Raw genomic sequence first — 23,281 nt, 5'->3', positions numbered from 1 at the left:
ACCCAGCCGCACCCCCGCGGAGCGCCCCACCGGAGTCAGAATCCGCGGGTGCGTTTCGCCCCGCGCCGGCCCGTCGGCGAGGTGAGCCGGCCGGGGGATCTGATGAACAGCCGGGCGATCTCGCTGCCGAGGTTGACGCCGATCGCGATGGCCAGCGCCAGGGTCGCCGCCCGCAGCAGGTACTCACCGCCGGTGGCGACGTTGCCCTGCGCGAAGCCGAGCAGACCGAAGTAGACGGCGCTGCCCGGCAGCAGCGGGCCGATCGACGCGGTGACGTACGGCAGCGCCGAGGTGAACCGGTACCGGGCCTGCAACTGCCCGAACAGGCCGACCATTCCGGCGCCCACGGCGGTCGCGGCGAACGGCGAGAGGTTCGCGGTGTCGTGCATCGCTCCGAATATCAGCCAGGCGACGCCGCCGTTGAGGGTGGCTGCGAGCACCGTCGCCTTCTCCTGCTGGAGCAGGACGCAGAACGACAGCGAGAGCGTCATCGCCGCCAGCAGCTGCGTCACCGGCCGGGTCTGCCGCTCCACCGTCTCCGGGTTGAGGGTGACGCCGGACGTCTCCCCGATGTAAAGGATCGCCAGCACGCCCACCACGATGCCCGCGATGAGGAACATGACCTCCAGCAGGCGGGCGGAGGCGGTGAGGTAATAGCCGGTCAGCCCGTCCTGCACGCTGGCGACCAGGGCCCGCCCGGGGATCAGGGCGAACAGCCCGCCGGTGATGACCGAGGCAGCCCGGATCAGGCCCTCCCGCTCGGGCTGCACCGCGGCCAGCACCACCCCGAACGCGGCGGGGGCCATCGCGGCGGCCACGAACTGGTAGAACTCCGGGAGCCCCCGGCTGGACAGTATCCAGGCCAGCCGGTCGCCGAGGATCGCCCCGAGCGCGGCCAGGATGAAGACCAGCCAGCTGCCGCCGACCAGGACGCTCGCCGCACCGGCGAGCAGCCCGGCGGCCAGCGAAACCTGCCACTTCTTGTACGGGTGCCGGTTGCGCCGTATCGCGGCCAGCCGCCCGTATGCCTCCTCCAGGGAAACGCCGCCCGAGGTGATGTCGTCGACGAGCCGGAAGACCGCGGCGAGCCGCGTGTAGTCGGTGCCCCGGCGGCGGACCGTGCGGCCGAGCGAGACCGGGTCCTCGACGAGGGAGGGCTGGTGGGCGATGGAGATGAGGGTGAAGGTGACGTTGGCCTCGCAGCGGGCGAGGCCGTAGGCGTGCGCGATGGCGAACATCGCCGCCTCCACGTCCTCGGCGCCCTCACCACTGGCCAGCAGCAGCTCGCCGATGCGCAGCGTCAGGTCGAGGACGCGCGGCACCGGCGGGCCCGGCTCGTCGTCCTCGCCGCGTGGCACCCGCTCCGGTGCGGGCCGCTCGGCCAGCGGCAGCCGCACCATCGAACGCATCCGGTCCTGCCAGGGCGCGCTCATGGTCTGCCGCAGGGCCGGAATGCCCTCGGCCGGGGTGAAGCCGGCGGCGCTTTCCTGCGGCCCGTAACGGAACTTGCTGTGCGGCTCCTCGGGACGGCTCCGGGCCACGCCCTCGGGCACCTCGAAGCCGGACCCCGGCTGCTCCTCCTCCGGCGGCTGCACCCGCAGCCCTTCCGGAACCGCGAACTCGGAGGTCGGATGCTCCTCCTCCGGCGGCCGTATGACCGGCATCAACTGGGGAGAAGTGAACGCGCTCTGCGCCTCGTCGAACCCCCCGCGTGCGGAGTCCGAGGGCTTCGGCGCCCCCGGCTCGTCCTCCGGCTGACGCCCCGGCTGGTCACCGTTCCGCTCGCTGTCCCCAGCCACTTCTGCACTCGCTCCTTCGCCTCCGTATCCCCTGCACCGCCAACGGGTCGGCCCCGCTCGGGGGGCATCCTTGCGAAGCATAGGATGAACCCCGGCGTACCGCCCGAAGGGCACCCCGTACCGCAGGAGTGGAGACCATGGCGATGTCGGCCGAGACCCGCGGCAGCCGCGTGCTCAACGCTCTGCGGGGTTCCCTCATCGGGGCGGCTGAAGCACTTCCCGGGATCAGCGGCGGCACGGTCGCACTGATCGTCGGGGTGTACGAGCGGCTGATCGGGGGCGCCGGCCATCTCACCAGCGCGCTGCGCATCGCGGTCACCGACGTGTCCACGGGCCGCGGTGGCCGCCGGGCGCGGGAGGAGGCGATGCTGGCCGGCTGGGGGCTCCTGCTGCCGCTCGGCGCCGGGATGGTCATCGGCCTGCTGCTGAGCGCCAAGCTGCTCGCGCCGCTGGTGACCAACCACACGCAGTACGCGTACGCGGTCTTCTTCGGCCTGGTGCTGGCCTCCCTGTGGATCCCCTACACCAACTCGGGCCGGCGGTGGCTGCCCAAGCACTACGTGCTGGCGGTGGCCGTGGCGGTGGCCGCCTTCGCGCTCACCTCGATGTCCCTGGGCGGCAACGCGGACAACCCGCTGGTCGTGCTGGGCTCGGGGGCGGTGGCGATCTGCGCCCTGGTGCTGCCCGGCCTGTCGGGCTCGTTCCTGCTGCTCGCCATGGGCATGTACGAACCGACCGTGGATGCCGTCAACAACCGCGACCTGGGCTACATCGCCCTGTTCGCCTTCGGCTGCCTGGCCGGTCTGGCAATGTTCGTGAAGCTGCTGCGCTGGCTGCTGGAGAACCACCACCATCTGACGCTGGTGGTGCTGACCGGCGTGATGGCCGGTTCGCTGCGCGCCCTGTGGCCCTGGCAGGGCGACGACCCGCACGACCGCACGCTGCACGCCCCGGACGGCGGCATCCCGCTGACGCTCCTGCTGTTCCTGCTCGGCTTCGCCGTGGTCGCCACGGTGCTGGTGGCAGCCCACCGGAAGGCCCACCCGGTCCGTCGCGGCCGGCACGCCCGCGTCGGCTGACCGGCGCCACGGGATCGTCACCGACCCGGCGTCAACAGCGCTCCCGGTACGCTGAGCGCCGATTTCCCGCGCGAGAGACGGAGTGACGCCATGTCGGTCGTGCGGCTGCTGGTCCTGGGAGCGGTACGCCAGCACGGGCGTACGCACGGCTACCAGGTGCGCAACGACTTGGAGTTCTGGGGGGCACACGAGTGGTCCAGTGCCAAGCCCGGCTCCATCTACCACGCGCTGAAGCAGCTCGCCAAGCAGGGACTGCTGCTGGCTCACGAGGTCTCGCCCAGCAGCGCGGGCGGACCTCCGCGCACGGAGTACGAGGTCACGCGGGCCGGTGAGGAGGTCTATCTGGACCTGCTGCGCGACGCGCTGCGCCGGCACGACCAGAAGCCCGATCTGCTGACGGCGGGGGTCGGGCTGATCGTCGACCTGCCCCGGCAGGAGGCGATTGCCCTGCTGCGGGAACGGGTGGCGAGGCTGGAGGAGTGGCGCGAGGAGGTCGACCGGGACTGGACCCCGCAGACGGACCCGGCGGAGCCGGGGCACATCGGGGAGATCATGCGGCTGTGGGTGCACAACGCGGAGAGCGGCGCCGAGTGGACCCGGGGACTGATCGGACGGCTGGAGGACGGTGCGTACGTGATGGCCGGGGAGGGCGAGCGCAGTGTCGACGTCCTGCCCGAGGGGGTGGCGAACCCGTACGCCTGACGGCCGGCCCTTGCGCCGGGCTCCGGACAGCCGGGCCGCCCCAAGCGGCGGCCCGGCGCGCTCGGCTCAGAACGGGAAAGGGCTGCGGCCGTGCTGGACGCTGATGGTCTTGGTGGTGGTGAACGCCTCCACGGTGGCCTCGCCGTTCAGCCGGCCCACGCCGGACGACTTCTCGCCGCCGAAGGAGACGATCGGCTCGTCGGCGATCGTGGAGTCGTTGATGTGGATCATCCCGGTCCTGATCCGCTTCGCCACCCGGACGCCGCGGTCGGTGTCCGCGGTGTGCACGGCCCCACTGAGACCGTAGGGGGTGTCGTTGGCGAGGCGGACGGCCTCGTCCTCCCCCTCGAAGGGGATGATCAGCGCCACCGGGCCGAAGATCTCCTGGCCGAGGACGGCGGAGCCCTCGGGGATCCCGGTGAGCACGGTGGGCGGCACGATGTTGCCCTGGGTCTCGCCGCGCAGGAGCGCGGTGGCACCGCCCCGCACCGCCTCATCGATGAGGGTGGTGACCGCCTCGGCCTGGTTGGAGTTGATCAGCGGGCCGATGTGGGTCCCGGGGTCCGTGGGGTCACCGACCTTCAGAGTCTTCACCTTGGCGACGAACTTCTCGGTGAACTCCTTTTCCAGCCTGCGGTCGACCAGCACCCGGTTGGCCGCCATGCAGACCTGCCCCTGGTGGACGTAGCGGCTGAAGACGGCCGCGTCCACCGCGTAGTCCACGTCGGCGTCGTCCAGGACGATGAGGGCGCTGTTGCCGCCCAGCTCCAGCACGCAGCGCTTGAAGTTGGCGGCGGCGACGGTGGCCACGTGCCGGCCGACCTTGTCCGAGCCGGTGAAGGAGATGAGCTGCGGAACCGGGTGGTCGATCAGGGCGTCACCGATCTCCGCGATGTCGGTGACGACGACGTTGAGCAGACCCTTCGGCAGACCCGCGAGCTCGAAGAGCCGGGCGATCAATGAGCCGCCGGTCACCGGGGAGTTCTGGTGCGGCTTGAGCACCACCGCGTTGCCGAGGGCCAGCGCGGGGGCGACCGACTTGATGGAGAGGAAGAGCGGGAAGTTGAAGGGGGATATCACGCAGACCGTGCCCACCGGCAGCCGGTATACGCGGTTCTCCTTGCCGTCGGTCATGGAGGGCAGGATCTGCCCGACCGGGGACAGCGCCCAGTTCATGGCCTCCCGGAGCATCTCCTTGACCAGCATCAGCTCGAACCCGGCCTTCAGCCTGGTACCACCGAGCTCGGCCATGATCAGGTCGGCGATCTCCGCCTCATGCTCCTCGACCAGCTTGATCATCCGCTCGATGACCTGCCGCCGGGCGTACGGATTGGTCTCCGCCCAGGCCGGCTGGGCCCGTTCCGCCGCACGGTAGGCCTGGTCGACCTCATCGACCGTGGCGACGGTGACGGCTGCCAGCTTGTCACCGTTGTACGGGTTGAAGTCGATGATGTCCCAGGAGCCGCTGCCGGAACGCCATTCACCATCGATGTACTGCTGCGCCAGGTCCGCGAAGGAAAGCATGCCCGTCCCCATCATGTGGATTTCCCTGATGGCCGGTCATGCTACGGCGCAATTACCGAAGTTGACGAATCCTGTGGAGAAGCTCGCGAGTTTCGGACGGTGACAGAGCGGCGCCGACGATGTGGTCCATTACTTGCTGGTATTCGGCTACTTCTTCGCGCTTGTCCAGGTAGAGCGCGCTGGTCAGCTGCTCGACGTAGACGACGGCGGGAAGCTCCTGCTCGGCGAAGCGCAGGAGTGTGAACGCGCCGCTCTCCGCCGCGTGTCCGCCGTGCGCGAAGGGGACCACCTGAAGAGTGATGTGGGCCTGTTCGGAGAGGTCCGCCAGCGCCCTGAGCTGTTCGTCCATCACCTTGCGTCCTCCGTAGGGCCGGTGGAGGGCGGCCTCGTCGAGTACACAGTGGAAGGACGGCGCCCGGTCCGAGACGAGCAGCTTCTGCCGCTCCATCCGCAGGGCCACACGTCGCTCCGCCTCGTCGGCCGAGAGGTCCGTGCGGTGCCCGGAGGTGACGACGGCCCGCGCGTAGCGCTCGGTCTGCAGCAGACCGTGAATGAACTGCAGCTGGTAGGAGCAGATTTCGGAGGCGGCGGCTTCCAGGCCGACGAAGGTCTGGAACCATCCCGGCAGGACGTCGTTGTAGGTGTGCCACCAGCCGGCCAGGCTCGAACTCCGGGCGAGGCTCAGCAGCGGTTCGCGGTCGGCCTCGTCGGTGACGCCGTACAGCGTGAGCAGGTCGGCGACATCCCGCTGCTTGAAGCTCACGCGCCCCAGCTCCATCCGGCTGATCTTGGACTCGGAAGCGCGGATGGAGTATCCCGCCGCTTCGCGGGTGACCCCGCGGGATTCCCGCAGACGGCGCAGCTGGGAGCCGAGCAGGATGCGTCTCACCATGGAGCCACTGGCGTCGGCAGCGCTCACGGACCGGGCACGCTCCGACATCGGCTGTTCACTCATGCGGTCAACCTCCACTTTGGGCAGAGCGCAGTCTGCCATCTCCGGGCTCCGTTGTGTGCCCAGCCGGTTACACACGATCGATTTTTGCAGATGCACGTGCATCTGCCCTTGCATTCAGCGTGCGCCTTGGGAACGATGAGCGGACGCGCTGCTCACGTGGCGCGTTCTGCCCAACCCTGTCGTGAGCTGCCTGGCGACGACAGGGCCCCGGGGGCCGCCCCTCCCCGGGTTCTGTCACACGCGAACGCCAGGAGTGCCGCGCCATGGGATTCAAGGGAACGCCCGTGCTCGACCAGTTAGGGCAACAGTTTCCGCTCATCGATCCGCGCTCGCTGGCAGGTTCCGCGGTCATCCGGCTTCCGGGCCGCCCCGAATCCGTGCGTCGCGCCCGTGACTTCACCCGCAGCACGCTGCGGGACTGGCTGCTTCCGGAGCAGTTCGACGCGGTGGCGCTCGTGGTGTCCGAACTGGTCACCAACGCGCTGCGGCACGCGGCCGGCCCGGCGCATGCGGCAGACGGCTGCGGCCTCCCCCCGGTGGAGATGGAACTGATGCGCAGCGCACGACGACTCGTGTGCGCGGTGCAGGACGGGGAGAACTCCGTCCCGAGGATTCGTCGTGCGGACTCGGCGGCGGAGTGCGGCCGCGGGCTCCATCTCGTGGAGTGTTTCAGCGATGGCTGGGGCTGGCGTCCGCTGACGGACGGCCGGCCCGGCAAGGTGGTCTGGGCCGCCTTCCGGATCGCCTGAGCCGCCTCCGGCACGGGCCGGCGGCTCCCCCCGGGGGCGGGCACCCCTGCCCGAAGAAGTCTGGCGGGCGCGCGGCCCCGTGTGTGAGCCACGCCGTGCGCGAGGCGGGCGGGCAGGTGCGGGCGCGCCGCCGGTCGTGGAATCCTCAGGCGATGAGGTGGTCGAACTCACCTTCCTTGGCGCCGAGCAGCAGCGCCCGTACCTCACCGGGCGTGTAGACGAGCGCAGGACCGTTGGGGAAACGGGAGTTGCGCATCGCCACCTCGCCGCTCGGCAGCCTTGCAAGCTCGGCGCACTCGCCCTGGGAGTTGCTGTGGCTGCTCTTGATCCACACTGCGCCGCGCAGCTCGTAAGCGGCCATGCCGTTATGTGCCTTCTTCACAGGCGTCTCCCGGATCGTGCATGAGGCATTGCGTGGGGGTCACTGACCGAGCCGCACAGTTGCGCGGCTCAATCTCCCGCGATCATAACGCCTTCAAATGCATATGCACGCGCATCTGCACGTGCACGACGCCGGGTCGCAGCCCCGTCACCCCGGGTAGGAGGCCCGCCCTTCAGCGCGTCGCATACGGCAGCAGCGCCATTTCACGGGCGTTCTTGATCGCCCTGGCCACATCCTTCTGCTGCTGCACGGTGACCCGGGTGACCCGGCGGCTGCGGATCTTCCCCCGGTCGGAGATGAATTTCCGCAACAGCGCGGTGTCCTTGTAGTCGATATACGTGATACCCGCCGCGTCCAGCGGGTTGGGGCGATGCTTGACGGGCTTGCGTTCCTTCGGGTGTCGTGCCATGACGAAGCGCCTCCTCGGGGCGTGATCGGAAAACCGGGCCGGGCTGCGGGTCCGGGGACAGTGGTCAGGAAACGGGGTCGAGCAGCTCGTCGAAGGCCCCCGACAACGACCGCCAGGAACCCGGACCTCCCGCGTACTCGTCATCGGTGAGCACGCAGGAGTCGAGCAGCGCCCGCAGCCCTTCGGCATCCAGCCCCGGCGAGACGAAGACCAGGTGCTGCCCGCGGTCCCCGTGCTCGGGGTGCCAGTCCAGGGCGGCGGCGGCCCGGCGGACCGGGGGCACCATCTCCCAGGCCGCGTCCGGCAGGGCCGCCAGCCAGGGACCGGCGTTGTCCACGCACAGGGCTCCGCCGGCCGCGTCCCAGGAGAGCAGGGTGTCCGGCCGGTCGGCGAGCCAGAACCGGCCGCGGCTGCGCGCCGCGGCACACGCCAGGTCCTCCAGCGCGGTGTAGAGCCGGCCGGGGTGGAACGGCCGCCGGTGCTGCCAGACGAGGGTGGCGACGCCGTGCTCGTCGGCTTCCTGCGGAAGCAGGGCACAGGCCGGGTGCTGCCGGGACGCGGCAGCCTCGGGGTCGAAGCCCGCGGCGGCCAGGCGCGGGAAGTCCGGATCGTCGAGGCTGATCCGGCGGGCGGTCGGATGCAGCTGGCCGAGCAGCGCGTGGTCCGCCGGGTCGGCGGCTTCCTCCCCCTCGGCCAGCACCAGCACCGGGGCGTACTCCAGCTGGCGGGCCCAGGTGTCCCCGACCGTGCGCTGATCCGTCGCGGCGGTCGCCAGACCGGCCTCGGCAAGGTCGTCCCCGCTGCCGAGATACGCCAGCACGAGGGCGGGGTCGACGGCCGTGACCACCCCGGCCACCCGCACCCGCTCGTCCGCGTGCCTGCTGATCACCTCGGCCATCGACCGGGGCTCCACGGAGTCCCACAGCTCGACGACCGCAAGGCTGCACAGCCCGCTGCCGGCCAGCCTTTCCAGCTCGGGGACCAGGTCCTCCCGCAGCGCGCAGCAGGCGCAGTCGTTGACGAGGGGCGCGGCACCGCTGCCGGTGACGCCGGTGCTGTCCCGTACCACCCGGGTCACGGCACCGTCGGCGACCTCGGACAGGTCGTGGTGGAGGGCGAGGCTGCCGGGAACTGCGGCCAGCAGCCGGTCCACAGCGGCCCGGCGGGCGTCGGAGTGCAGCCCGGCGATGATGACAACGGGCAGCATCAGCGCCCCTCGCGCTTCCCGTAGCGCCGTTCGAACCGCTCGACCCTGCCCGCGGTGTCCAGGACGCGCTGGTTGCCGGTGTAGAAGGGGTGGCTCGCCGAGGAGACCTCGACATCGATCACGGGATAGGTGTTGCCGTCCTCCCAGTCCACGGTCCGTTCGCTGGTGGCGGTCGACCGGGTCAGGAACGCGTAGTCGGCGGCCCGGTCGCGGAAGACGACGGGCCGGTAGGCGGGATGGATGCCTGGCTTCATGGGTGTCTCCTAGCGCTCTTCGCGGAACATGACGTGCCGGCCGGCGACCGGGTCGAACTTCTTGAGCTGAAGCCGGTCCGGGTTGTTCCGGCGGTTCTTGCGGGTGACGTAGGTGTAGCCGGTACCGGCCGTGGACTTGAGTTTGATCACCGGGCGGATGTCGTTGCGGGCCATGGCGCTACTATACAGAAACGAGAATCGTTTTCATTAAGGAGGTACGCACCCGTGTCCGCCCACTGCCAGCTGACCGGCCGCAAGCCCGGTTTCGGCAACGCCATCTCGCACTCCCACCGCCGCACCAAGCGCCGGTTCAACCCCAACGTCCAGCGCAAGCGGTACTGGCTGCCCAGCGAAGGCCGCCACGTGCGGCTCACCCTCAGCACCAAGGGCATCCGGACCATCGACACGATCGGCATCGAGCGGGCCGTGGCCCGCATCCGCGACAGGGGAGGAAAGGTCTGATGGCCAAGAAGAGCAAGATTGCCAAGAACGAGCAGCGCAAGGTCGTCGTCGCCCGGTACGCCGAGCGCCGGGCCGAGCTGAAGGCCGTCATCCGCAGCCCGCAGTCCTCCCCCGAGGACCGGCAGGCCGCCGAGCGCGAACTGCGGCGCCAGCCCCGTGACGCCAGCGGCACCCGGGTCCGTAACCGGGACAGCGTGGACGGCCGGCCCCGGGGCCACTTCCGGGCCTTCGGCCTCTCCCGGGTGAACCTGCGGCAGCAGGCGCACGCCGGATATCTCCCGGGGGTGCGCAAGTCGAGCTGGTGACCGGCGTACCGCCGCCCGGACGGCGGCCGGAGGCTTCCCGGTCCGGAGAGGGCCGCACAGCCCTCTGGCCGCCGTCCGGTGCGCGTGGTCCACTGGGAAGACCTGCGAGAGGCAGAGGTGATGACGGTGTCCGGACACCGGGGACGGAGAGTGCGGGCCCTCGCCGTGCTGGGGGCAGCGTTGCTCACACTGTCGGTGGGCTGCCAGGTCGAGGACAACGGAGCACCCGACGGGCAGCATCCGTTCACCGGCGGGGCCCCCGCCTCCGGACCGGTACTCGCCGTCAAGATCGACAATGTGCGCGCCGCCCGCCCGCAGACCGGGCTGGACCAGGCGGACCTGGTGTACGTCGAACAGGTGGAATCGGGCCTGAGCAGGCTGCTCGCCGTGTACTCCGGCTCCCTTCCGGAGCACATCGGCCCGGTCCGCAGCGCCCGGGAGGCCGACCTGGAACTGCTGGAGCAGTTCGGCAGCCCCGCTCTCGGCTACTCCGGTGCCCAGTCGGCCCTGCTGCCGGACATCGCGGCGGCCCCGCTGTACCCGGTGGCGCCCGAGAACGCCCCCGGCGCGTTCGAACGCCGGCCCCAGCGCGCGGCACCGCACAACCTCTATCTGGACCCCACCGCGGTACTGGCCGCCGCACCCGACGCGGATCCCCCGCAGGACATCGGATTCCGCTTCGGTGACGCCCCCGAAGGCGGAGAGCCGACTCCGGAGTACTCCGTCGGTTTCCCCAACGCCGATTTCTCCTTCACCTGGTCCGGCCAGGAGGACCGCTGGCTGATCGGCATGGACGGCACCGCGGCGCTGACCGAGCAGGGCGACCGGCTGACGGCCGCCACCGTCGTCGTCCAGCACGTGCTCATCCGGCCCTCCGAACTGCAGGACCGCTGGGGCAACGTCACTCCCTACTCCGAGACCGTGGGCTCGGGCACAGCCCAGGTACTGCGGGACGGCCAGGCGTTCCAGGCCACCTGGGAGCGTCCCGACGCCGGCGGCGGCACGGAGTTCACCGACCCGGACGGAGAACGGCTGCCGTTCTCCGAGGGTCCGGTATGGGTCGTCCTCGCTCCCGCGGAGTGACCACGGCCACCGTGCGTTCCCCCCGGGCGTTCCCCCGGGCGCCGCGCGTTGACTTCACCTTCACTTGAAGTTCTAGGGTTACGAGGCAGTCACCCGCCGCACCCGCGTCTTCGCGTCACAGCCCTGGAGTGCCTCATGAGCATGGAGATCACCGCCTGGAACGCGCTGTACAACCAGCGCTACGCCAAGGACGACCAACGGCCGTTCTCCCGCGCGACGATCCGGCGGATCGCGGAGTTCGCCCGCCCGCACCGCCGGGAGCTCCTGCTCTTCCTGGTGCTCAGCGTCGCCACCGCACTTCTCGCGGTGGCCACCCCGGTGCTCGCCGGACGGGTGATCAACGCCATCGTGGACGACGCCGCGGTGTCCGTCGTCGTCACCCTGGCCGTGCTCATCGCCGGCATCGCGCTGGCCGAGGCCGGCATCGGACTGCTCGCCCGCTGGCTCTCCGCCCGGATCGGCGAAGGACTGATCTTCGACCTGCGCAGGGCCGTCTTCGACCACGTGCAGCAGATGCCGGTGGCGTTCTTCACCCGCACCCGCACCGGCGCTCTGGTCAGCCGGCTCAACAGCGATGTCATCGGCGCCCAGCGCGCGTTCAGCAACACCCTGTCGGGGGTGCTCAGCAACGTCGTCATGTTGCTGCTCGCCCTCGGCGTGATGCTCAGCATCTCCTGGCAGATCACCCTCCTGGCGCTGCTCCTGCTGCCCGTCTTCGTCCTCCCGGCCCGCCGGATGGGCGCCCGGCTCGCCCAGCTGTCCCGGGAGGCGGCGAACCACAACGCGGTGATGAGCACCCAGATGACCGAACGCTTCTCCGCCCCCGGAGCGACCCTGGTGAAGCTGTACGGGCGCCCCGAGGAGGAGTCCGGCGAGTTCGCCGAGCGGGCCCGCCGGGTACGGGACATCGGCGTCCGCACCGCCATGCTGCAGATGGTCTTCATCACCGCGCTGACCCTGGTCTCCGCCCTCGCCCTGGCGCTGGTCTACGGCCTCGGCGGCTTCTACGCGCTCCGCGGCTCACTGGATTCCGGCGCGGTCGTCTCGCTGGCGATGCTGCTCACCCGGCTGTACGCCCCGCTCACCTCCCTGGCGAGCGCCCGGGTGGAAATCATGAGCGCCCTGGTCAGCTTCCAGCGGGTGTTCGAGGTGCTGGACCTCACCCCGCTGATCGCCGAGAAGCCCGCCGCCCGCCCGGTTCCCGCGGGCCCGGTGTCCGTGGAGTTCGACGGGGTGGGCTTCGCCTACCCGGCGGCCGAGAAGGTCTCGCTGGCTTCCCTGGAAGAGGTCGCCACCCTGGACACCCGTGGCGGTGAACAGGTCCTGCACGACGTGTCGTTCCGCGCCGAGCCCGGACAGCTGGTGGCACTCGTCGGCTCCTCGGGGGCCGGCAAGTCCACCATCGCCCAGCTGACCCCCCGCCTGTACGACACCGACACGGGTGCGGTACGCATCGGCGGCGTGGACGTGAAGGACCTGACCGCCGCCTCGCTCCGGCAGACCCTCGGCATGGTCACCCAGGACGGACACCTCTTCCACGACTCGATCCGCGCCAACCTGCTGCTGGCCAGGCCCGAGGCGACAGAGGACGAGATCTGGGACTCGCTGCGCCGGGCCCGGCTGGAGGAGCTGGTCGTCTCGCTTCCCGACCGGCTGGACACCGTCGTCGGCGAACGCGGCTACCGCCTGTCCGGCGGCGAACGCCAGCGGCTCACCATCGCCCGGCTGCTGCTCGCGCGGCCCCGGGTCGTGATCCTCGACGAGGCGACCGCCCATCTGGACTCGACCTCCGAGGCCGCGGTCCAGGAAGCCCTGGGCGAGGCCCTGGCCGGCCGCACCTCGGTGGTGATCGCCCACCGGCTGTCCACGGTCCGGACGGCGGACCAGATCCTGGTGCTGGAAGCCGGCCGCATCGTGGAACGCGGCACCCATGAGGAGCTGCTGGCCACCGGCGGGCGGTACCAGGAGCTGTACCGGACCCAGTTCGCGGAGCCCGGGAACGGCACCCTCCCGGAGGGCACCACCGGGGGCGGCGCTCCGGACCGGGCCGCGGGCGAGACCGCCGACGGGGCGTCCGCCCTCGCCTGACACCGGCCGGTGTCCTCCGGGGCACCCCCAGCGGAGGACACCGTTCGACCGAGCGGAGTACGTGGACGAGCGGGGCCTCCCCCCGGCCCACAGGGTGATCAGTATGACCCTCAGCCTGGAAAACCTGCGCCGCTGCGGCGTTGCCGTCGACCTCGGGGCAGCGCGGACCCGCGTCTATCTGAAGCAGTCCGGACTCATCGTCGACGAGCCCTCGGTCGTCGCCGTCAACACCCGCACGCGAGGGCTCATCGCGGTGGGAACCCCCGCCGAGCGGATGGACGGACGCACTCCCGCGGCCATCCGGGTCATCCGCCCGGTCAACGGGGGGACGGTCGTCGACATCGAGATGGCCCAGCGCATGCTGCGCTCCATGGTCGGCACCCGGCTGGGCCGCTCCTGGCGGCGCAGGGTGCTGCGAGCGGCGGTGTGCGTGCCGCACAACGCCGATCCGCTCGCCCGGCGAGCCGCCTACGAGACCATGCTCGGGCTCGGAGCCCGGCGGGTCGAGCTGGTGGACGGCCTGATCACCGCGGCCCTCGGTGCCGGGCTGTCCGTGGAACAGCCCGAGGCGACCATGATCATGCAGTGCGGCGCGGCGACCACCGAGGTCGCGGTGCTCGCGCTCGGCGCGGTGGTGGCCGCCGAGAAGGTGCCGACGGGCGGGGACACCGTCGACCGGGCCCTCGTCCAGCACCTGCGCAACCAGCATGAGCTGCTGCTGCTCAGCCATGCCGTGCGGCCGCTGCATCTCGCCCTGACCGGGGCCCGGGCGGGGAGCACCGAGGTGCAGGGCCGGGACGTGGTCACCGGCAGGTCCCGGACCGTCCGCATCGACAACGAGAGCCTCCGGGCGGCCGTCCGGACCCCGGTGACCTCACTGCTCGACGCCATCCGTTCGGTGCTGCACGCGAGCCCTCCGGACCTGGTGGCGGACCTCGTCGACCGCGGCGTGGTGATGACCGGCGGCGCCGCAAGGCTTCCCGGCCTCGACCGGGCCGTCGCGGAGCACACCGGGATGCCGGTGACGGTGGCGGAGGAGCCCGCGCTGTGCGCCGTGCTCGGGCTGGGCGCCCTGCTGGAGGGCCGGGTGCACCCGCTGCGGGTGACGCCGCAGACGTCCGTGGGCTGAGCGGCCGGGACGGCCGGTGTGCGCCCGGCGCTACCCTCGGGACGAGGTGCCGCCGACCGAGTAGGAGCAGCCCGCCCATGGAAGGCCCCGCCCGGCCGACGGCCGGCGAACCGCGCGCGGCCGGCTCGCCTGCGCGCGCGGCGCGGCAGGGCAGGCGGCTTCCCGGCGGGTCCGAGGTCCCGGTCGTCGCCGCGGTCTCACTCGGCGGCGGTCTGGGGGCCGCAGCACGGTACGGTGCGACGCTGGTGTGGCCGACCGGTACCGACGGCTTTCCCTGGACCATGCTGGCGGTCAACGCACTGGGGTGCGCGCTGCTCGGGGTGCTGATGGTGCTGATCACCGAGGCGCGGACCGCGCATCCGCTGGTGCGGCCCTTCCTCGGTACCGGCGTTCTCGGCGGATTCACCACCTTCTCCCTGTTCGCCGAGGACATCGAGCGTCTCGTGGGCGGCGGTCAGGCCCGGCCGGCCCTCGCCTACCTGGGTCTGACGCTGGTGGCCGCGCTGGCGGCCGTGTGGCTCGGTGCGACGGCGGCCCGCCGGATGACCGGCGGAAGAACGGGTTCGACCCCTTGACGAACTGGCTGCTGGTGATCATCGGCGCGATGGCCGGCGCCCCGTTGCGCTACCTGACCGACCGGGCCGTGCAGCGCAGGCACGGTTCCCTCCTCCCCTGGGGCACTTTCGCCGTCAACGTCACGGGGTGCCTGGTGCTGGGGGTTCTGACGGGCGCGGTGGTGGCCGGGGCCGCCTCCTCCTCGACGCAGCTCCTGATCGGTACCGGCTTCTGCGGGGCCCTCACGACCTACTCGACGTTCTCCTACGAGACGCTGCGTCTGTTCGAGACCGGGGCCCGGCTTCTCGCCCTGGTCAATGTCCTGCTCAGTGTGGCCTCGGCCATGGCTGCGATGTATCTGGGGCTCGCCCTGTCCCAAACCCTCTGGCCCTGACCGCGACGGGAGAAGGGACATCAGGCTTCTTGAGTCGAAGCTTGTCAACTTCCCTGATCTGCGTTATATACATATGCGAGGGCATCGCACCAGGGTGGGGCGGCCCAGGAGGAAGGAGGGGCGTGGGTGCTCAGGCGTTTCCGGAGGTTCCCGTGGAAGCGGGTGGACAAAATACGCCGATCGGGCATGGTTCAGCTGCCGACGGGGACTCGGCACCCACCGGACGAGGTGCCCTCGGGAACCGGTACCGGTCCCTGTGGCGCAGCACCGGCCCTGGGGTGACGCGTGAGGCCCGACGAATGAGGAGCTGCTGATGCGGTGGAGCGAATGTGTGACACAGGTACGCGAGAACGGCGAGTACACGACCGCGCGTGAGGCCGAACGGGTCACCCGGGTCGTCCTCTCTGCCCTCGGCGGCCACCTGGCCGCACCGGAGCGCTTGGAGCTCGCGGCCCGCCTGCCGCAGGAAGCAGCCCGGATACTGACCGTCCAGGTGCCGGCCACCCAGCCACTGGGGGCCGCCGAGTTCGTCGGCAGTGTCGCGCTCCGGCTGGAGGGCGCGAGCCCGGACACCGCGCGCTGGGACGTCAGCTCCGTGCTGAGTACGGTCGCGGAGCTGGCCGGGCCGGAGCTCCTCGGCCGGATCCTCGGCCAGCTGCCGCCGGGCTACGCCCTGCTCTTCGGCCGGGCGGAGCTGCTGGCCTCCCGGTGACCCGGCCGCCCACCGCAATCCGCAAATCCGCAAATCCGCAATCCGCAATCCGCAATCCGCACAGCCGGACGATCACCTGAACCTGTCCAACGAGAGGAGACGAGCTGTGATGCTCATGCGCACCGACCCCTTCCGTGAACTCGACCGTCTCACCCAGAACCTGATGGGCACGCCCGCCCGTCCGGCAGTGATGCCGATGGACGCCCGCCGCCGCGGCGACAACTTCCTCGTGGAGTTCGACCTGCCGGGAGTCTCCCCCGACAGCATCGACCTGGACGTCGAGCGCAATGTGCTGACGGTTCGTGCGGAGCGCAAGCGGACCATCACCGAGGAGGACGAGATGGTGGCCGACGAGCGCCCCTCCGGGGTGTTCAGCCGGCAGCTCTTCCTCGGGGACACCCTCGACACCGAACGCATCGAGGCCACCTACGACGCGGGCGTGCTCACCCTGCTCATCCCGGTGGCCGAACAGGCCAAGCCTCGCAAGATCTCGGTGACCGGCAAGGACTCCCGCCAGGAGATCAGCGCCTGAGCCGGGCACCTTCCGGCTTCTGCCGCGCGCCTCGGCCCCGGACCCCGGCGGTCCGGGGCCGAGGCGCGGTTTCGGCACCTGCGCCCCGGGTAACTCGCGCGGCACCGCCCGCATGCTGCGCGCCGGGGCCGGGCGGCGGTCAACCGAGCGGAGAGGAAGACGCGATGAGCGAACCGGACGCGGCGTCCCGCGGGCTGCGGGTGGTGGTCGTCGGTGCCACCGGGAACGTGGGCAGCAGCCTGGTGCAGACCCTCTCCCAGGATTCCCGGGTGGCCTCCGTGCTGGGACTGGCCCGCCGGCTGCCCGACTGGCCACTCGATCGGACGGCGTGGGCCCGCGTCGACCTGAGCACCGGCAGCGTCGCGGAGGCCGACCTCACGGGGTACTTCCGCGCGGCGGACGCCGTGGTGCACCTGGGCTGGCTGATGCAGCCGACCCACGACCCCCTGACGACGTGGCGCACCAATGTCCTGGGGACCGTCCGCGTGCTGAACGCGGTGGCGGCGGCCGGGGTGCCCGCCCTGATTCACGCCTCCTCGGTCGGTGCGTACTCCCCCGGCCCCAAGGACCGGCCGGTCACCGAGTCCTACCCGACGCATGGTTGGCCGCAGGCCGCGTACACCCGCGAGAAGGCTTACCTGGAGCGGGTCCTCGACATCTTCGCGCGTGATCACCCCCGCACCCGGGTGGTGCGGATGCGGCCCGGCTTCATTTTCAAGCGGGAGTCAGCGATGCAGCAGCGCCGGCTGTTCATGGGTCCGCTGCTTCCGCACCGGCTGGTGCGCTCCTCGCTCCTGCCCTTCGTGCCCGACCTGCCCGGCCTGCGCCTGCAGGTGCTGCACACCAGCGATGCCGCCGATGCCTACCGGCAGGCCGTCGTCCGGGATGTGCGGGGAGCATTCAACGTGGCGGCGGGGCCGGTGGTCGACGCGGAGATGCTGGCCCGGATCCTCGGCGCCCGCACGGTGCCGGTGTACCGGCCCCTGGTGCGCGGGGCGGTGGCGGCAGCCTGGCACGCCCGCCTCCTGCCCGCTTCCCCGCAGCTTTTCGACGCCATGGTGCGGATGCCCGTCATGGACACCACCCGGGCGATGGACGAGCTGGGCTGGTCCCCCCGGTACACGGCGGAGGAGACGCTGACGGAGTTCCTGCACGGGCTCCGCGAGGGTGCCGGGATGGACACTCCGACGCTCACGGCCCGGCTGCCCGGCGGCCGGCTGAAGGAGATGGCTACGGGCGTCGGCGGGCGCGACTGAGCCGTGCTGCGGGTGCGGAGGCAGAAGCCCGGCCGCTCCCGGCGGGCGGACGGCGGGCGGCCCGGCGCTGAGTCAGCGCCGGGCCGCAGATCCGGGACCGCGAGTGGTGCCGCGGAAGGTTCAGCCCGGACGGGCGGTGAACCGCAGCACGAAATGCATCCTCGTTGAACCGGCGGCGTTCGGGCCGCACGTCGGAGGAGGCGATGAGGGAGCCGTGCGGCTGGAGCCGGGACGCCGCGCCGCGCCTTTCCCAGGTTGCGGGCGAGAAGGGCTCGTTGCTCGACGCCAGGACCAGGGCCAGGTCAGCGGGGTCGGCCACGTCGGCGGGGTCCAGCGTGAGCGGCTCGGACGCCGCCATGTCACAGTGTCGTCGGAGGGTGACACCTTCGGTGAGCTTCGGGAGCAGCACGCGGGTGGCGCTCCGGACTTCGTCAGCCGCGCTCACTCCGGGAAGCCGCTGCCTGCGACAGCCCGGTCCCTGGCTGGTTCGCGAGCCCCGGCTGTGGCATCAGCGCCTCCAGCCTGCCGGTGCGCGGTCGGATGTGTCTCGGCCTCGAGTTCGGCGTCCACCTCGGCCCGTATTCGCTCACACGTGCGACTGAGCAGCCGGGAGACGTGCATCTGCGAGATGCCGAGCTGTTCAGCGATCCGGCTCTGCGTCATTTCGCGGAAGAACCGGAGGTACAAAATGCGGCGTTCACGCTCGGGCAGCTCACGAAGTTTAGGCTTGACCGCTTCGCGGTACACGACCTGGTCGTAACCCGGCTCGGAGGATCCGAGGGTGTCGATCAGGGAGTAGCCGTCCTCGGATCCCGGAAGTTCGGCGTTGAGGGAGAGCGGACTATAACTCTCCATCGCCTGCATTCCAACTTTCACCTCGTCCTCGGTGAGTCCGCTGTGCTTCGCGATCTCCGAGATGGCCGGCGAACGGTCGTCCAGACGGTAATCGAGCTGCCTGCTCGCCGCTCGCACACGATTGCGCAACTCCTGCGTTCTCCGCGGGACGTGGAGCCCCCAGAGGTGGTCGCGGAAATGCCTCTTGACCTCCCCGACTATCGTCGGGACGGCGTAACTCTCGAAAGCGCTGCCCCGGTCCGGCTCGTAGCGGGTGACCGCCTTGACCAGGCCCAGAGCGGCCACCTGCTCCAGGTCCTCCAGCGATTCACCGCGGTCTCGGAAGGTCCGGGCCAGCCGGCCCGCCATCGGCATCCACGCGCAGACAACCCGTCGGCAAAGCTCCTCGCGCTCCGGTCCGTCCGGCAGCGCAGCTATCCGCCGGAATTCCTGCGTCGTGTCCGGAGCGTCATCGTGCGGATGCTTACCGCGCTTTGCCCGTGTACGAACAGTTGTGCTCATAGCACTCTCCCACAGCATTGAGCGTACTCGTGCAATTGCTCTGTGTGTCTGTCGCGGGAAAGCCACCACCACACCCTGACAAGGGGCCCCCGGTCGGGGGTTCGGTGCGGTCCCGCAAACCACAGTCTGATTGGGATGCCCCTCGTCAGACGCCTCAAACGGGGTTTTCCAAATGCTACTCCGGCTACTCGGCAGCCGCACGTGCTGTTCACTCCGTCGGCACGTACGGCTACAGAGGGACAGAGAGGTTCGGCATCACATGGCGACCGCGTACGGATATTTCCTGGCCAGCGAGGACTACGGGCCGCAGGAGCTGGTGGAACAGGCCCGGATGGCGGAGGAGTCAGGATTCACCTCGCTGTGGATCTCCGATCACTACCACCCGTGGATCGAAGAGCAGGGGCACAGCCCGTTCGTCTGGTCGGTCATCGGTGCGCTTTCGGCCTCCGTGACACTGCCGGTGGAGACCGCCGTCACCTGCCCCACCGTCCGGATTCATCCGGCCGTCATCGCCCAGGCCGTCGCGACCTCCGCCGTCCAGCTGAACGGCCGCTTCCGCTTCGGGGTGGGCACCGGCGAAGCGCTCAACGAGCACATCCTCGGCGACCACTGGCCGCGGGCCGCGATCCGGCAGGAAATGCTGGAGGAGGCCGTCGACATCATCCGGCGGCTTCTCACCGGCAAACGGATCAGCCACCGGGGCCGCCACTACACGGTGGAGAACGCCCGCCTCTACACCGTCCCCGACGAGCCGGTGCCCATCGACATCTCCGCCTTCGCCCCGGCCGCCACCGACCTGGCCGCCCGGATCGGCGACGGCTTCCTCACCATGGGACCCGAGTCGGACCTGGTCGAGCAGTTCCGCGCGGCCGGTGGCGGCGACAAGCCCGCGGTGACCGGTGTGAAGGTCTGTTACGAGCCCGACCGGGATGCCGCGGTGCGCACCGTGCTGCGCCGCTGGCCGAACCTGATGCTGCCGGGGGAGCTGGCCGCGATGCTGCCCGAGCCCCAGCATTTCGAGCAGGCCTGCCGCATGGTCACCGAACAGCACGTGCTCGACTCACCGATCATCGTCGGCAACGATCCCGACGAGTACGCGGAGGCACTGTCCGTCTACTCCGAGGCCGGCTTCGACCGGGTGCACATCAACCAGATCGGGGCCGACCAGCGCGGCTTCTTCGACTTCTTCCGCAGCGAGGTGCTGCCACGGCTGAACCGCTGAGGCATGCCCGGTCCCGCAAGCCGCGGCAGCCGCCATCGCCCGCTCCCCCGCTGCCCTCCCCCGGGCGGCGCCCGCCTGTTCGGCCCGCAGCCGAGCCGGGCACCACGGACACCAGCACGAGAAGGAGTGACCATGGGCCAGCCGGAGCAGCAGAACCCGGTCGATCAGTACCCCACCCCGGAGTACCCGCAGCAGCAGCAGACCCCTCCCGGGGACACCGAGAAGATGAACCCGCGTCCCGACCACGGGGAGGACTCCTACCGCGGCTGTGACCGGCTGCGGGACAGGCGGACCGTCATCACCGGAGGGGACTCGGGCATCGGCCGGGCGGTCGCCCTGGCCTTCGCCCGGGAGGGTGCCGACGTGTTGTTCACCTACCTCGAGGAGGAGCGCGCCGAGGCCGAGGAAACCACCCGGCTGGTGACGGCCGAGGGACGGCGGGCCGTCGCGCTCGCCTGCGACCTGCGGGAGGAGGACGAGTGCGACCGGGTCGTCGACCACGCCGTCGAGGAGTTCGGCGGCATCGACGTGCTGGTGAACAACGCCGCCTACCAGATGGGACAGCCCGAGAGCATCGAGGCGATCACCACCGAACAGTTCGACCGGGTGATGCGCACCAACTTCTACAGCGTGTTCTGGCTGTCCAAGAAGGCACTGCCGCACATCCCGGCCGGCGGCAGCATCATCAACACCACCTCCGTGCAGGCGTACCAGCCCAAGCCGCACCTGCTCGACTACGCGGCGACCAAGGGTGCCCTCGTCACCTTCACCCAGGGGCTCGCCGCGCACCTCATCCGCCGCGGCATCCGGGTCAACGCCGTCGCCCCCGGCCCGGTGTGGACGCCCCTCATCCCGTCGACGCTGCCGGACACCTCGGAGTTCGGCGCCCAGGCCCCGATCGGCCGGGTGGCGCAGCCGGCCGAGATGGCCCCCGCCTTCGTGTTCCTCGCCTCGCAGGAGGCGAGTTATGTGACCGCGGAAATCCTCAACGCCACCGGCGGCACCCCCCTGCCCTGACGCACGGCGCTCCGGGCGCGGCGTGACCGCCGCGCGGGGAACAGCGAAGGGCCGGTCCCGGTGCCCCGGGTGCCCCGGGTGCCCGCGGAGGTTTCCGGTCCGGCCTCCCGGGGACCCGTGGCGCATGACCACTTCCGACTCCGGCGATCTGCCGCTCCCCGACTACGACCAACTCGCCCTGGGCGAACTGGAGCACCGCATCCGCTCCCTCGCACCGGACGAACTGGAGCGACTGGCCCAGTACGAACGCGAACACGCCAATCGCACACCGGTGAACGAACGCCTCGCCGCCCGGCTCGCCGAACTGCACGCCGGCGCCGTGCCCTCGCCGGGCGGTAACCCCCGGCCCGGCCAGGCTGCCCCGACCCGGGGCACCTCCCCGGTGGACCCCTCCACCTCCCCGCAGCCCTTCTCCGCACCGCCGCACGGCTCCCCCCACCAGCGGGGGCAGCCCAAGGGCGACGACCGCAGGCCGTGAGTGAGTGACCATGAACGAACCGACCCCGGACCGGCCGGGTCCGCGCCGCACGCGGAGCGATGAGCCGCGGCCGGAGGACTCCGCAGGCTCCCCGAGACAGGGCGGGCCGAGCACCGACCCCCGCCCCGAGCACACTCCCGGCCTCGAACCGGGAGGCTCCGTGCCCCCCGGGGAAACACCCCCGTCCGAGGGGGGCATGTCCGAGACGGGACCGCAGGAAACGCACAACCCCACCCGCGGCTGGGCCGCACTGCCGTTGGCCCTGATCCTGGTGGTCAGCGCGATCTTCGTGGCGTTCTTCCTGACCTATGCCCTGCTGATCCTGATCGATTGACCGCGTGGCCCGGCTGACCCGGCCGACCGCGCCGTCGAGCGGCCGTGCCGTCCTTCCCGCCGGAACGACCTGCACAACCCGAGAGATCCGAGGTGAGCGACCGTGAAGGCAGTGGTGTGGCACGGCAAGCGCGATGTCCGGGTGGAGGAGGTGCCCGACCCACGCATCCAGGAGCCGACGGACGCCGTCATCCGCGTCACCTCCACCGGGCTGTGCGGATCGGATCTGCACCTCTACGAGGTGCTCACACCCTTCATGACCCCCGGGGACATCCTCGGCCACGAGCCGATGGGTGTGGTCGAGGAGGTCGGCAGCGAGGTGACCCGGCTCCGGCCCGGCGACCGGGTGGTCGTCCCGTTCCAGATCGCCTGCGGCTCCTGTTTCATGTGCGACCGGGGCCTGCAGACCCAGTGCGAGACGACCCAGGTCCGCGAACACGGCATGGGCGCGGCCCTGTTCGGCTACACCAAGCTGTACGGGGCGGTGCCCGGCGGTCAGGCCGAGTACCTGCGGGTGCCGCAAGCGCACTACGGGCCCGTGAAGGTGCCGGAAGAGGTGGCCGCCGACGTCCCCGACGACCGCTTCCTGTACCTCTCCGACGTCCTGCCCACCGCCTGGCAGGCCGTCGAGTACGCGTCCGTCCCCAAGGGCGGCAGCCTCGTCGTGCTGGGGCTCGGCCCCATCGGCGACATGGCCGCCCGCATCGCCCTGCACCAGGGCGCCGAGCAGGTCATCGGGGTGGACCTGGTACCCGAACGGCTCCGGAGGGCCCGGGAACGGGGCGTGGAAACGCTCGACCTCTCCGCGGACGAGGACGTGGCGGGAAAGATCCGTGACCTGACCGGTGGACGCGGCGCCGACGCCGTGATCGAGGCCGTGGGCATGGAGGCCCACGGCAGCGCGGGCGGCAGACTGCTCCAGCAGGTCGGCGGCCTGCTGCCGGACGCGCTCGCCGAGAAGGTGTTCACCCGCGCGGGCGTGGACCGGCTGTCCGCGCTGCTGCTCGCCATCGACGCCGTGCGCCGCGGCGGCACCATCTCCATCTCCGGCGTCTACGGTGGCACCGTCGACCCGCTGCCGCTGCTCACTCTGTTCGACAAGCAGATCCAGCTCCGTATGGGCCAGGCCAACGTCCGCCGCTGGGTGCCCGACATCCTGCCGCTGCTGCACGAGGACGACCCGCTGGGGGTGGAGGGCTTCGCCACCCACCACGTCCCGCTCAGCGCGGCACCCCAGGCGTACGAGAAGTTCCAGCGCAAGGAGGACGGCGCCGTCAAGGTCGTCATGCGGCCCTAGCC

27 protein-coding genes are annotated in these 23,281 nt (G+C 71.0%); 18 read left to right on the top strand and 9 right to left on the bottom strand.

Annotation, left to right across the window (positions count from 1 at the left end):
* Window positions 1-35: 35 nt before the first annotated feature.
* Complete coding sequence (locus PJ985_RS03510; RefSeq protein ID WP_271681983.1) at window positions 36-1,799, bottom strand: threonine/serine ThrE exporter family protein; 1,764 nt, start codon at window positions 1,797-1,799, stop codon at window positions 36-38.
* A 137-nt stretch (window positions 1,800-1,936) separates the two neighbouring features.
* Here PJ985_RS03510 and PJ985_RS03505 point away from each other — a divergent pair, with 137 nt between their 5' ends.
* Window positions 1,937-2,878 (top strand): DUF368 domain-containing protein, encoded by a 942-nt coding sequence (locus tag PJ985_RS03505; protein WP_271681982.1) that lies wholly within the window; start codon window positions 1,937-1,939, stop codon window positions 2,876-2,878.
* Window positions 2,879-2,968: 90 nt separating this feature from the next.
* Window positions 2,969-3,580, top strand: coding sequence for a PadR family transcriptional regulator (locus tag PJ985_RS03500; RefSeq protein WP_271681981.1), 612 nt, complete (start codon window positions 2,969-2,971; stop codon window positions 3,578-3,580).
* 66 nt (window positions 3,581-3,646) lie between these two features.
* On the opposite strand, the gene PJ985_RS03495 is transcribed toward PJ985_RS03500, so the two are convergent.
* On the bottom strand, window positions 3,647-5,104 hold the full coding sequence (locus PJ985_RS03495; protein WP_271682085.1) for an aldehyde dehydrogenase family protein: 1,458 nt from the start codon (window positions 5,102-5,104) through the stop codon (window positions 3,647-3,649).
* A 52-nt stretch (window positions 5,105-5,156) separates the two neighbouring features.
* Entirely contained in the window at window positions 5,157-6,023 is an 867-nt protein-coding gene (locus PJ985_RS03490; protein ID WP_271682084.1) for a helix-turn-helix domain-containing protein, read from the bottom strand.
* Between the two features lie 299 nt (window positions 6,024-6,322).
* Between PJ985_RS03490 and PJ985_RS03485 the strand changes: the two genes are divergently transcribed.
* Entirely contained in the window at window positions 6,323-6,808 is a 486-nt protein-coding gene (locus tag PJ985_RS03485) for an ATP-binding protein (protein WP_271681980.1), read from the top strand.
* A gap of 145 nt (window positions 6,809-6,953) precedes the next feature.
* On the opposite strand, the gene PJ985_RS03480 is transcribed toward PJ985_RS03485, so the two are convergent.
* The 5 genes from PJ985_RS03480 to rpmG form a co-directional block, all read right to left on the bottom strand.
* Window positions 6,954-7,169, bottom strand: a complete 216-nt coding sequence (locus PJ985_RS03480) for a DUF397 domain-containing protein (RefSeq protein ID WP_443033394.1) — start codon at window positions 7,167-7,169, stop codon at window positions 6,954-6,956.
* A gap of 193 nt (window positions 7,170-7,362) precedes the next feature.
* Window positions 7,363-7,599, bottom strand: coding sequence for a 30S ribosomal protein S18 (rpsR, locus tag PJ985_RS03475; RefSeq protein WP_271681978.1), 237 nt, complete (start codon window positions 7,597-7,599; stop codon window positions 7,363-7,365).
* Between the two features lie 64 nt (window positions 7,600-7,663).
* Window positions 7,664-8,806 (bottom strand): CobW family GTP-binding protein, encoded by a 1,143-nt coding sequence (locus PJ985_RS03470; protein WP_271681977.1) that lies wholly within the window; start codon window positions 8,804-8,806, stop codon window positions 7,664-7,666.
* The gene (locus PJ985_RS03465) at window positions 8,806-9,060 is read right to left on the bottom strand and encodes a type B 50S ribosomal protein L31 (protein WP_271681976.1); all 255 of its coding nucleotides are present in this window, start codon (window positions 9,058-9,060) and stop codon (window positions 8,806-8,808) included. Before PJ985_RS03465 ends, PJ985_RS03470 begins: the two co-directional genes overlap by 1 nt.
* A gap of 9 nt (window positions 9,061-9,069) precedes the next feature.
* Complete coding sequence (gene rpmG / locus PJ985_RS03460; protein ID WP_271681975.1) at window positions 9,070-9,234, bottom strand: 50S ribosomal protein L33; 165 nt, start codon at window positions 9,232-9,234, stop codon at window positions 9,070-9,072.
* A gap of 51 nt (window positions 9,235-9,285) precedes the next feature.
* Between rpmG and rpmB the strand changes: the two genes are divergently transcribed.
* The 10 genes from rpmB (at window position 9,286) to PJ985_RS03410 (ending at window position 17,576) form a co-directional block, all read left to right on the top strand.
* Entirely contained in the window at window positions 9,286-9,522 is a 237-nt protein-coding gene (rpmB, locus tag PJ985_RS03455) for a 50S ribosomal protein L28 (RefSeq protein WP_271681974.1), read from the top strand.
* Window positions 9,522-9,827: a 30S ribosomal protein S14 gene (gene rpsN / locus PJ985_RS03450; protein WP_271681973.1), complete on the top strand. Its 306-nt coding sequence runs from the start codon at window positions 9,522-9,524 to the stop codon at window positions 9,825-9,827. The genes rpmB and rpsN overlap by 1 nt, the downstream gene beginning before the upstream one ends.
* Before the next feature lie 120 nt (window positions 9,828-9,947).
* The gene (locus tag PJ985_RS03445) at window positions 9,948-10,910 is read left to right on the top strand and encodes a DUF3048 domain-containing protein (RefSeq protein WP_271681972.1); all 963 of its coding nucleotides are present in this window, start codon (window positions 9,948-9,950) and stop codon (window positions 10,908-10,910) included.
* A 135-nt stretch (window positions 10,911-11,045) separates the two neighbouring features.
* Entirely contained in the window at window positions 11,046-12,998 is a 1,953-nt protein-coding gene (locus PJ985_RS03440) for an ABC transporter ATP-binding protein (RefSeq protein WP_271681971.1), read from the top strand.
* A gap of 103 nt (window positions 12,999-13,101) precedes the next feature.
* Window positions 13,102-14,127 (top strand): rod shape-determining protein, encoded by a 1,026-nt coding sequence (locus PJ985_RS03435; RefSeq protein ID WP_271681970.1) that lies wholly within the window; start codon window positions 13,102-13,104, stop codon window positions 14,125-14,127.
* 77 nt (window positions 14,128-14,204) lie between these two features.
* Complete coding sequence (locus PJ985_RS03430) at window positions 14,205-14,702, top strand: fluoride efflux transporter FluC (protein ID WP_271681969.1); 498 nt, start codon at window positions 14,205-14,207, stop codon at window positions 14,700-14,702.
* Between the two features lie 29 nt (window positions 14,703-14,731).
* Window positions 14,732-15,076, top strand: coding sequence for a fluoride efflux transporter CrcB (gene crcB / locus PJ985_RS03425; RefSeq protein ID WP_443033393.1), 345 nt, complete (start codon window positions 14,732-14,734; stop codon window positions 15,074-15,076).
* 331 nt (window positions 15,077-15,407) lie between these two features.
* Complete coding sequence (locus tag PJ985_RS03420) at window positions 15,408-15,788, top strand: DUF2267 domain-containing protein (protein ID WP_333909824.1); 381 nt, start codon at window positions 15,408-15,410, stop codon at window positions 15,786-15,788.
* Between the two features lie 109 nt (window positions 15,789-15,897).
* Window positions 15,898-16,320, top strand: a complete 423-nt coding sequence (locus PJ985_RS03415) for an Hsp20/alpha crystallin family protein (RefSeq protein ID WP_271681966.1) — start codon at window positions 15,898-15,900, stop codon at window positions 16,318-16,320.
* A gap of 164 nt (window positions 16,321-16,484) precedes the next feature.
* The gene (locus PJ985_RS03410) at window positions 16,485-17,576 is read left to right on the top strand and encodes an NAD-dependent epimerase/dehydratase family protein (RefSeq protein ID WP_271681965.1); all 1,092 of its coding nucleotides are present in this window, start codon (window positions 16,485-16,487) and stop codon (window positions 17,574-17,576) included.
* A gap of 441 nt (window positions 17,577-18,017) precedes the next feature.
* Here the strand turns inward: PJ985_RS03410 and PJ985_RS03405 are convergent, their stop codons facing one another.
* Entirely contained in the window at window positions 18,018-18,932 is a 915-nt protein-coding gene (locus PJ985_RS03405) for a SigB/SigF/SigG family RNA polymerase sigma factor (RefSeq protein WP_443033376.1), read from the bottom strand.
* 259 nt (window positions 18,933-19,191) lie between these two features.
* Here PJ985_RS03405 and PJ985_RS03400 point away from each other — a divergent pair, with 259 nt between their 5' ends.
* The 5 genes from PJ985_RS03400 to PJ985_RS03380 all read left to right on the top strand — a co-directional run bounded on the left by PJ985_RS03400 (window position 19,192) and on the right by PJ985_RS03380 (window position 23,279).
* Window positions 19,192-20,154, top strand: coding sequence for a TIGR03557 family F420-dependent LLM class oxidoreductase (locus PJ985_RS03400; protein ID WP_271681964.1), 963 nt, complete (start codon window positions 19,192-19,194; stop codon window positions 20,152-20,154).
* Window positions 20,155-20,286: 132 nt separating this feature from the next.
* Window positions 20,287-21,171 carry an SDR family oxidoreductase gene (locus PJ985_RS03395; RefSeq protein WP_271681963.1) on the top strand — a complete coding sequence of 295 codons (885 nt, stop codon included), beginning with the start codon at window positions 20,287-20,289 and terminating at the stop codon, window positions 21,169-21,171.
* Between the two features lie 124 nt (window positions 21,172-21,295).
* The gene (locus PJ985_RS03390) at window positions 21,296-21,649 is read left to right on the top strand and encodes a hypothetical protein (protein WP_271681962.1); all 354 of its coding nucleotides are present in this window, start codon (window positions 21,296-21,298) and stop codon (window positions 21,647-21,649) included.
* A 10-nt stretch (window positions 21,650-21,659) separates the two neighbouring features.
* Window positions 21,660-21,983, top strand: a complete 324-nt coding sequence (locus PJ985_RS03385; RefSeq protein ID WP_271681961.1) for a DUF6480 family protein — start codon at window positions 21,660-21,662, stop codon at window positions 21,981-21,983.
* A 102-nt stretch (window positions 21,984-22,085) separates the two neighbouring features.
* Complete coding sequence (locus tag PJ985_RS03380; RefSeq protein ID WP_271681960.1) at window positions 22,086-23,279, top strand: zinc-dependent alcohol dehydrogenase; 1,194 nt, start codon at window positions 22,086-22,088, stop codon at window positions 23,277-23,279.
* Window positions 23,280-23,281: the final 2 nt, after the last annotated feature.

Origin of the sequence: Streptomyces sp. ACA25, from assembly GCF_028200735.1 — a bacterium.
In the GTDB taxonomy this organism is placed as follows: Bacteria; Actinomycetota; Actinomycetes; order Streptomycetales; family Streptomycetaceae; genus Streptomyces.
This window is presented reverse-complemented; position numbering and strand designations above follow the sequence as displayed.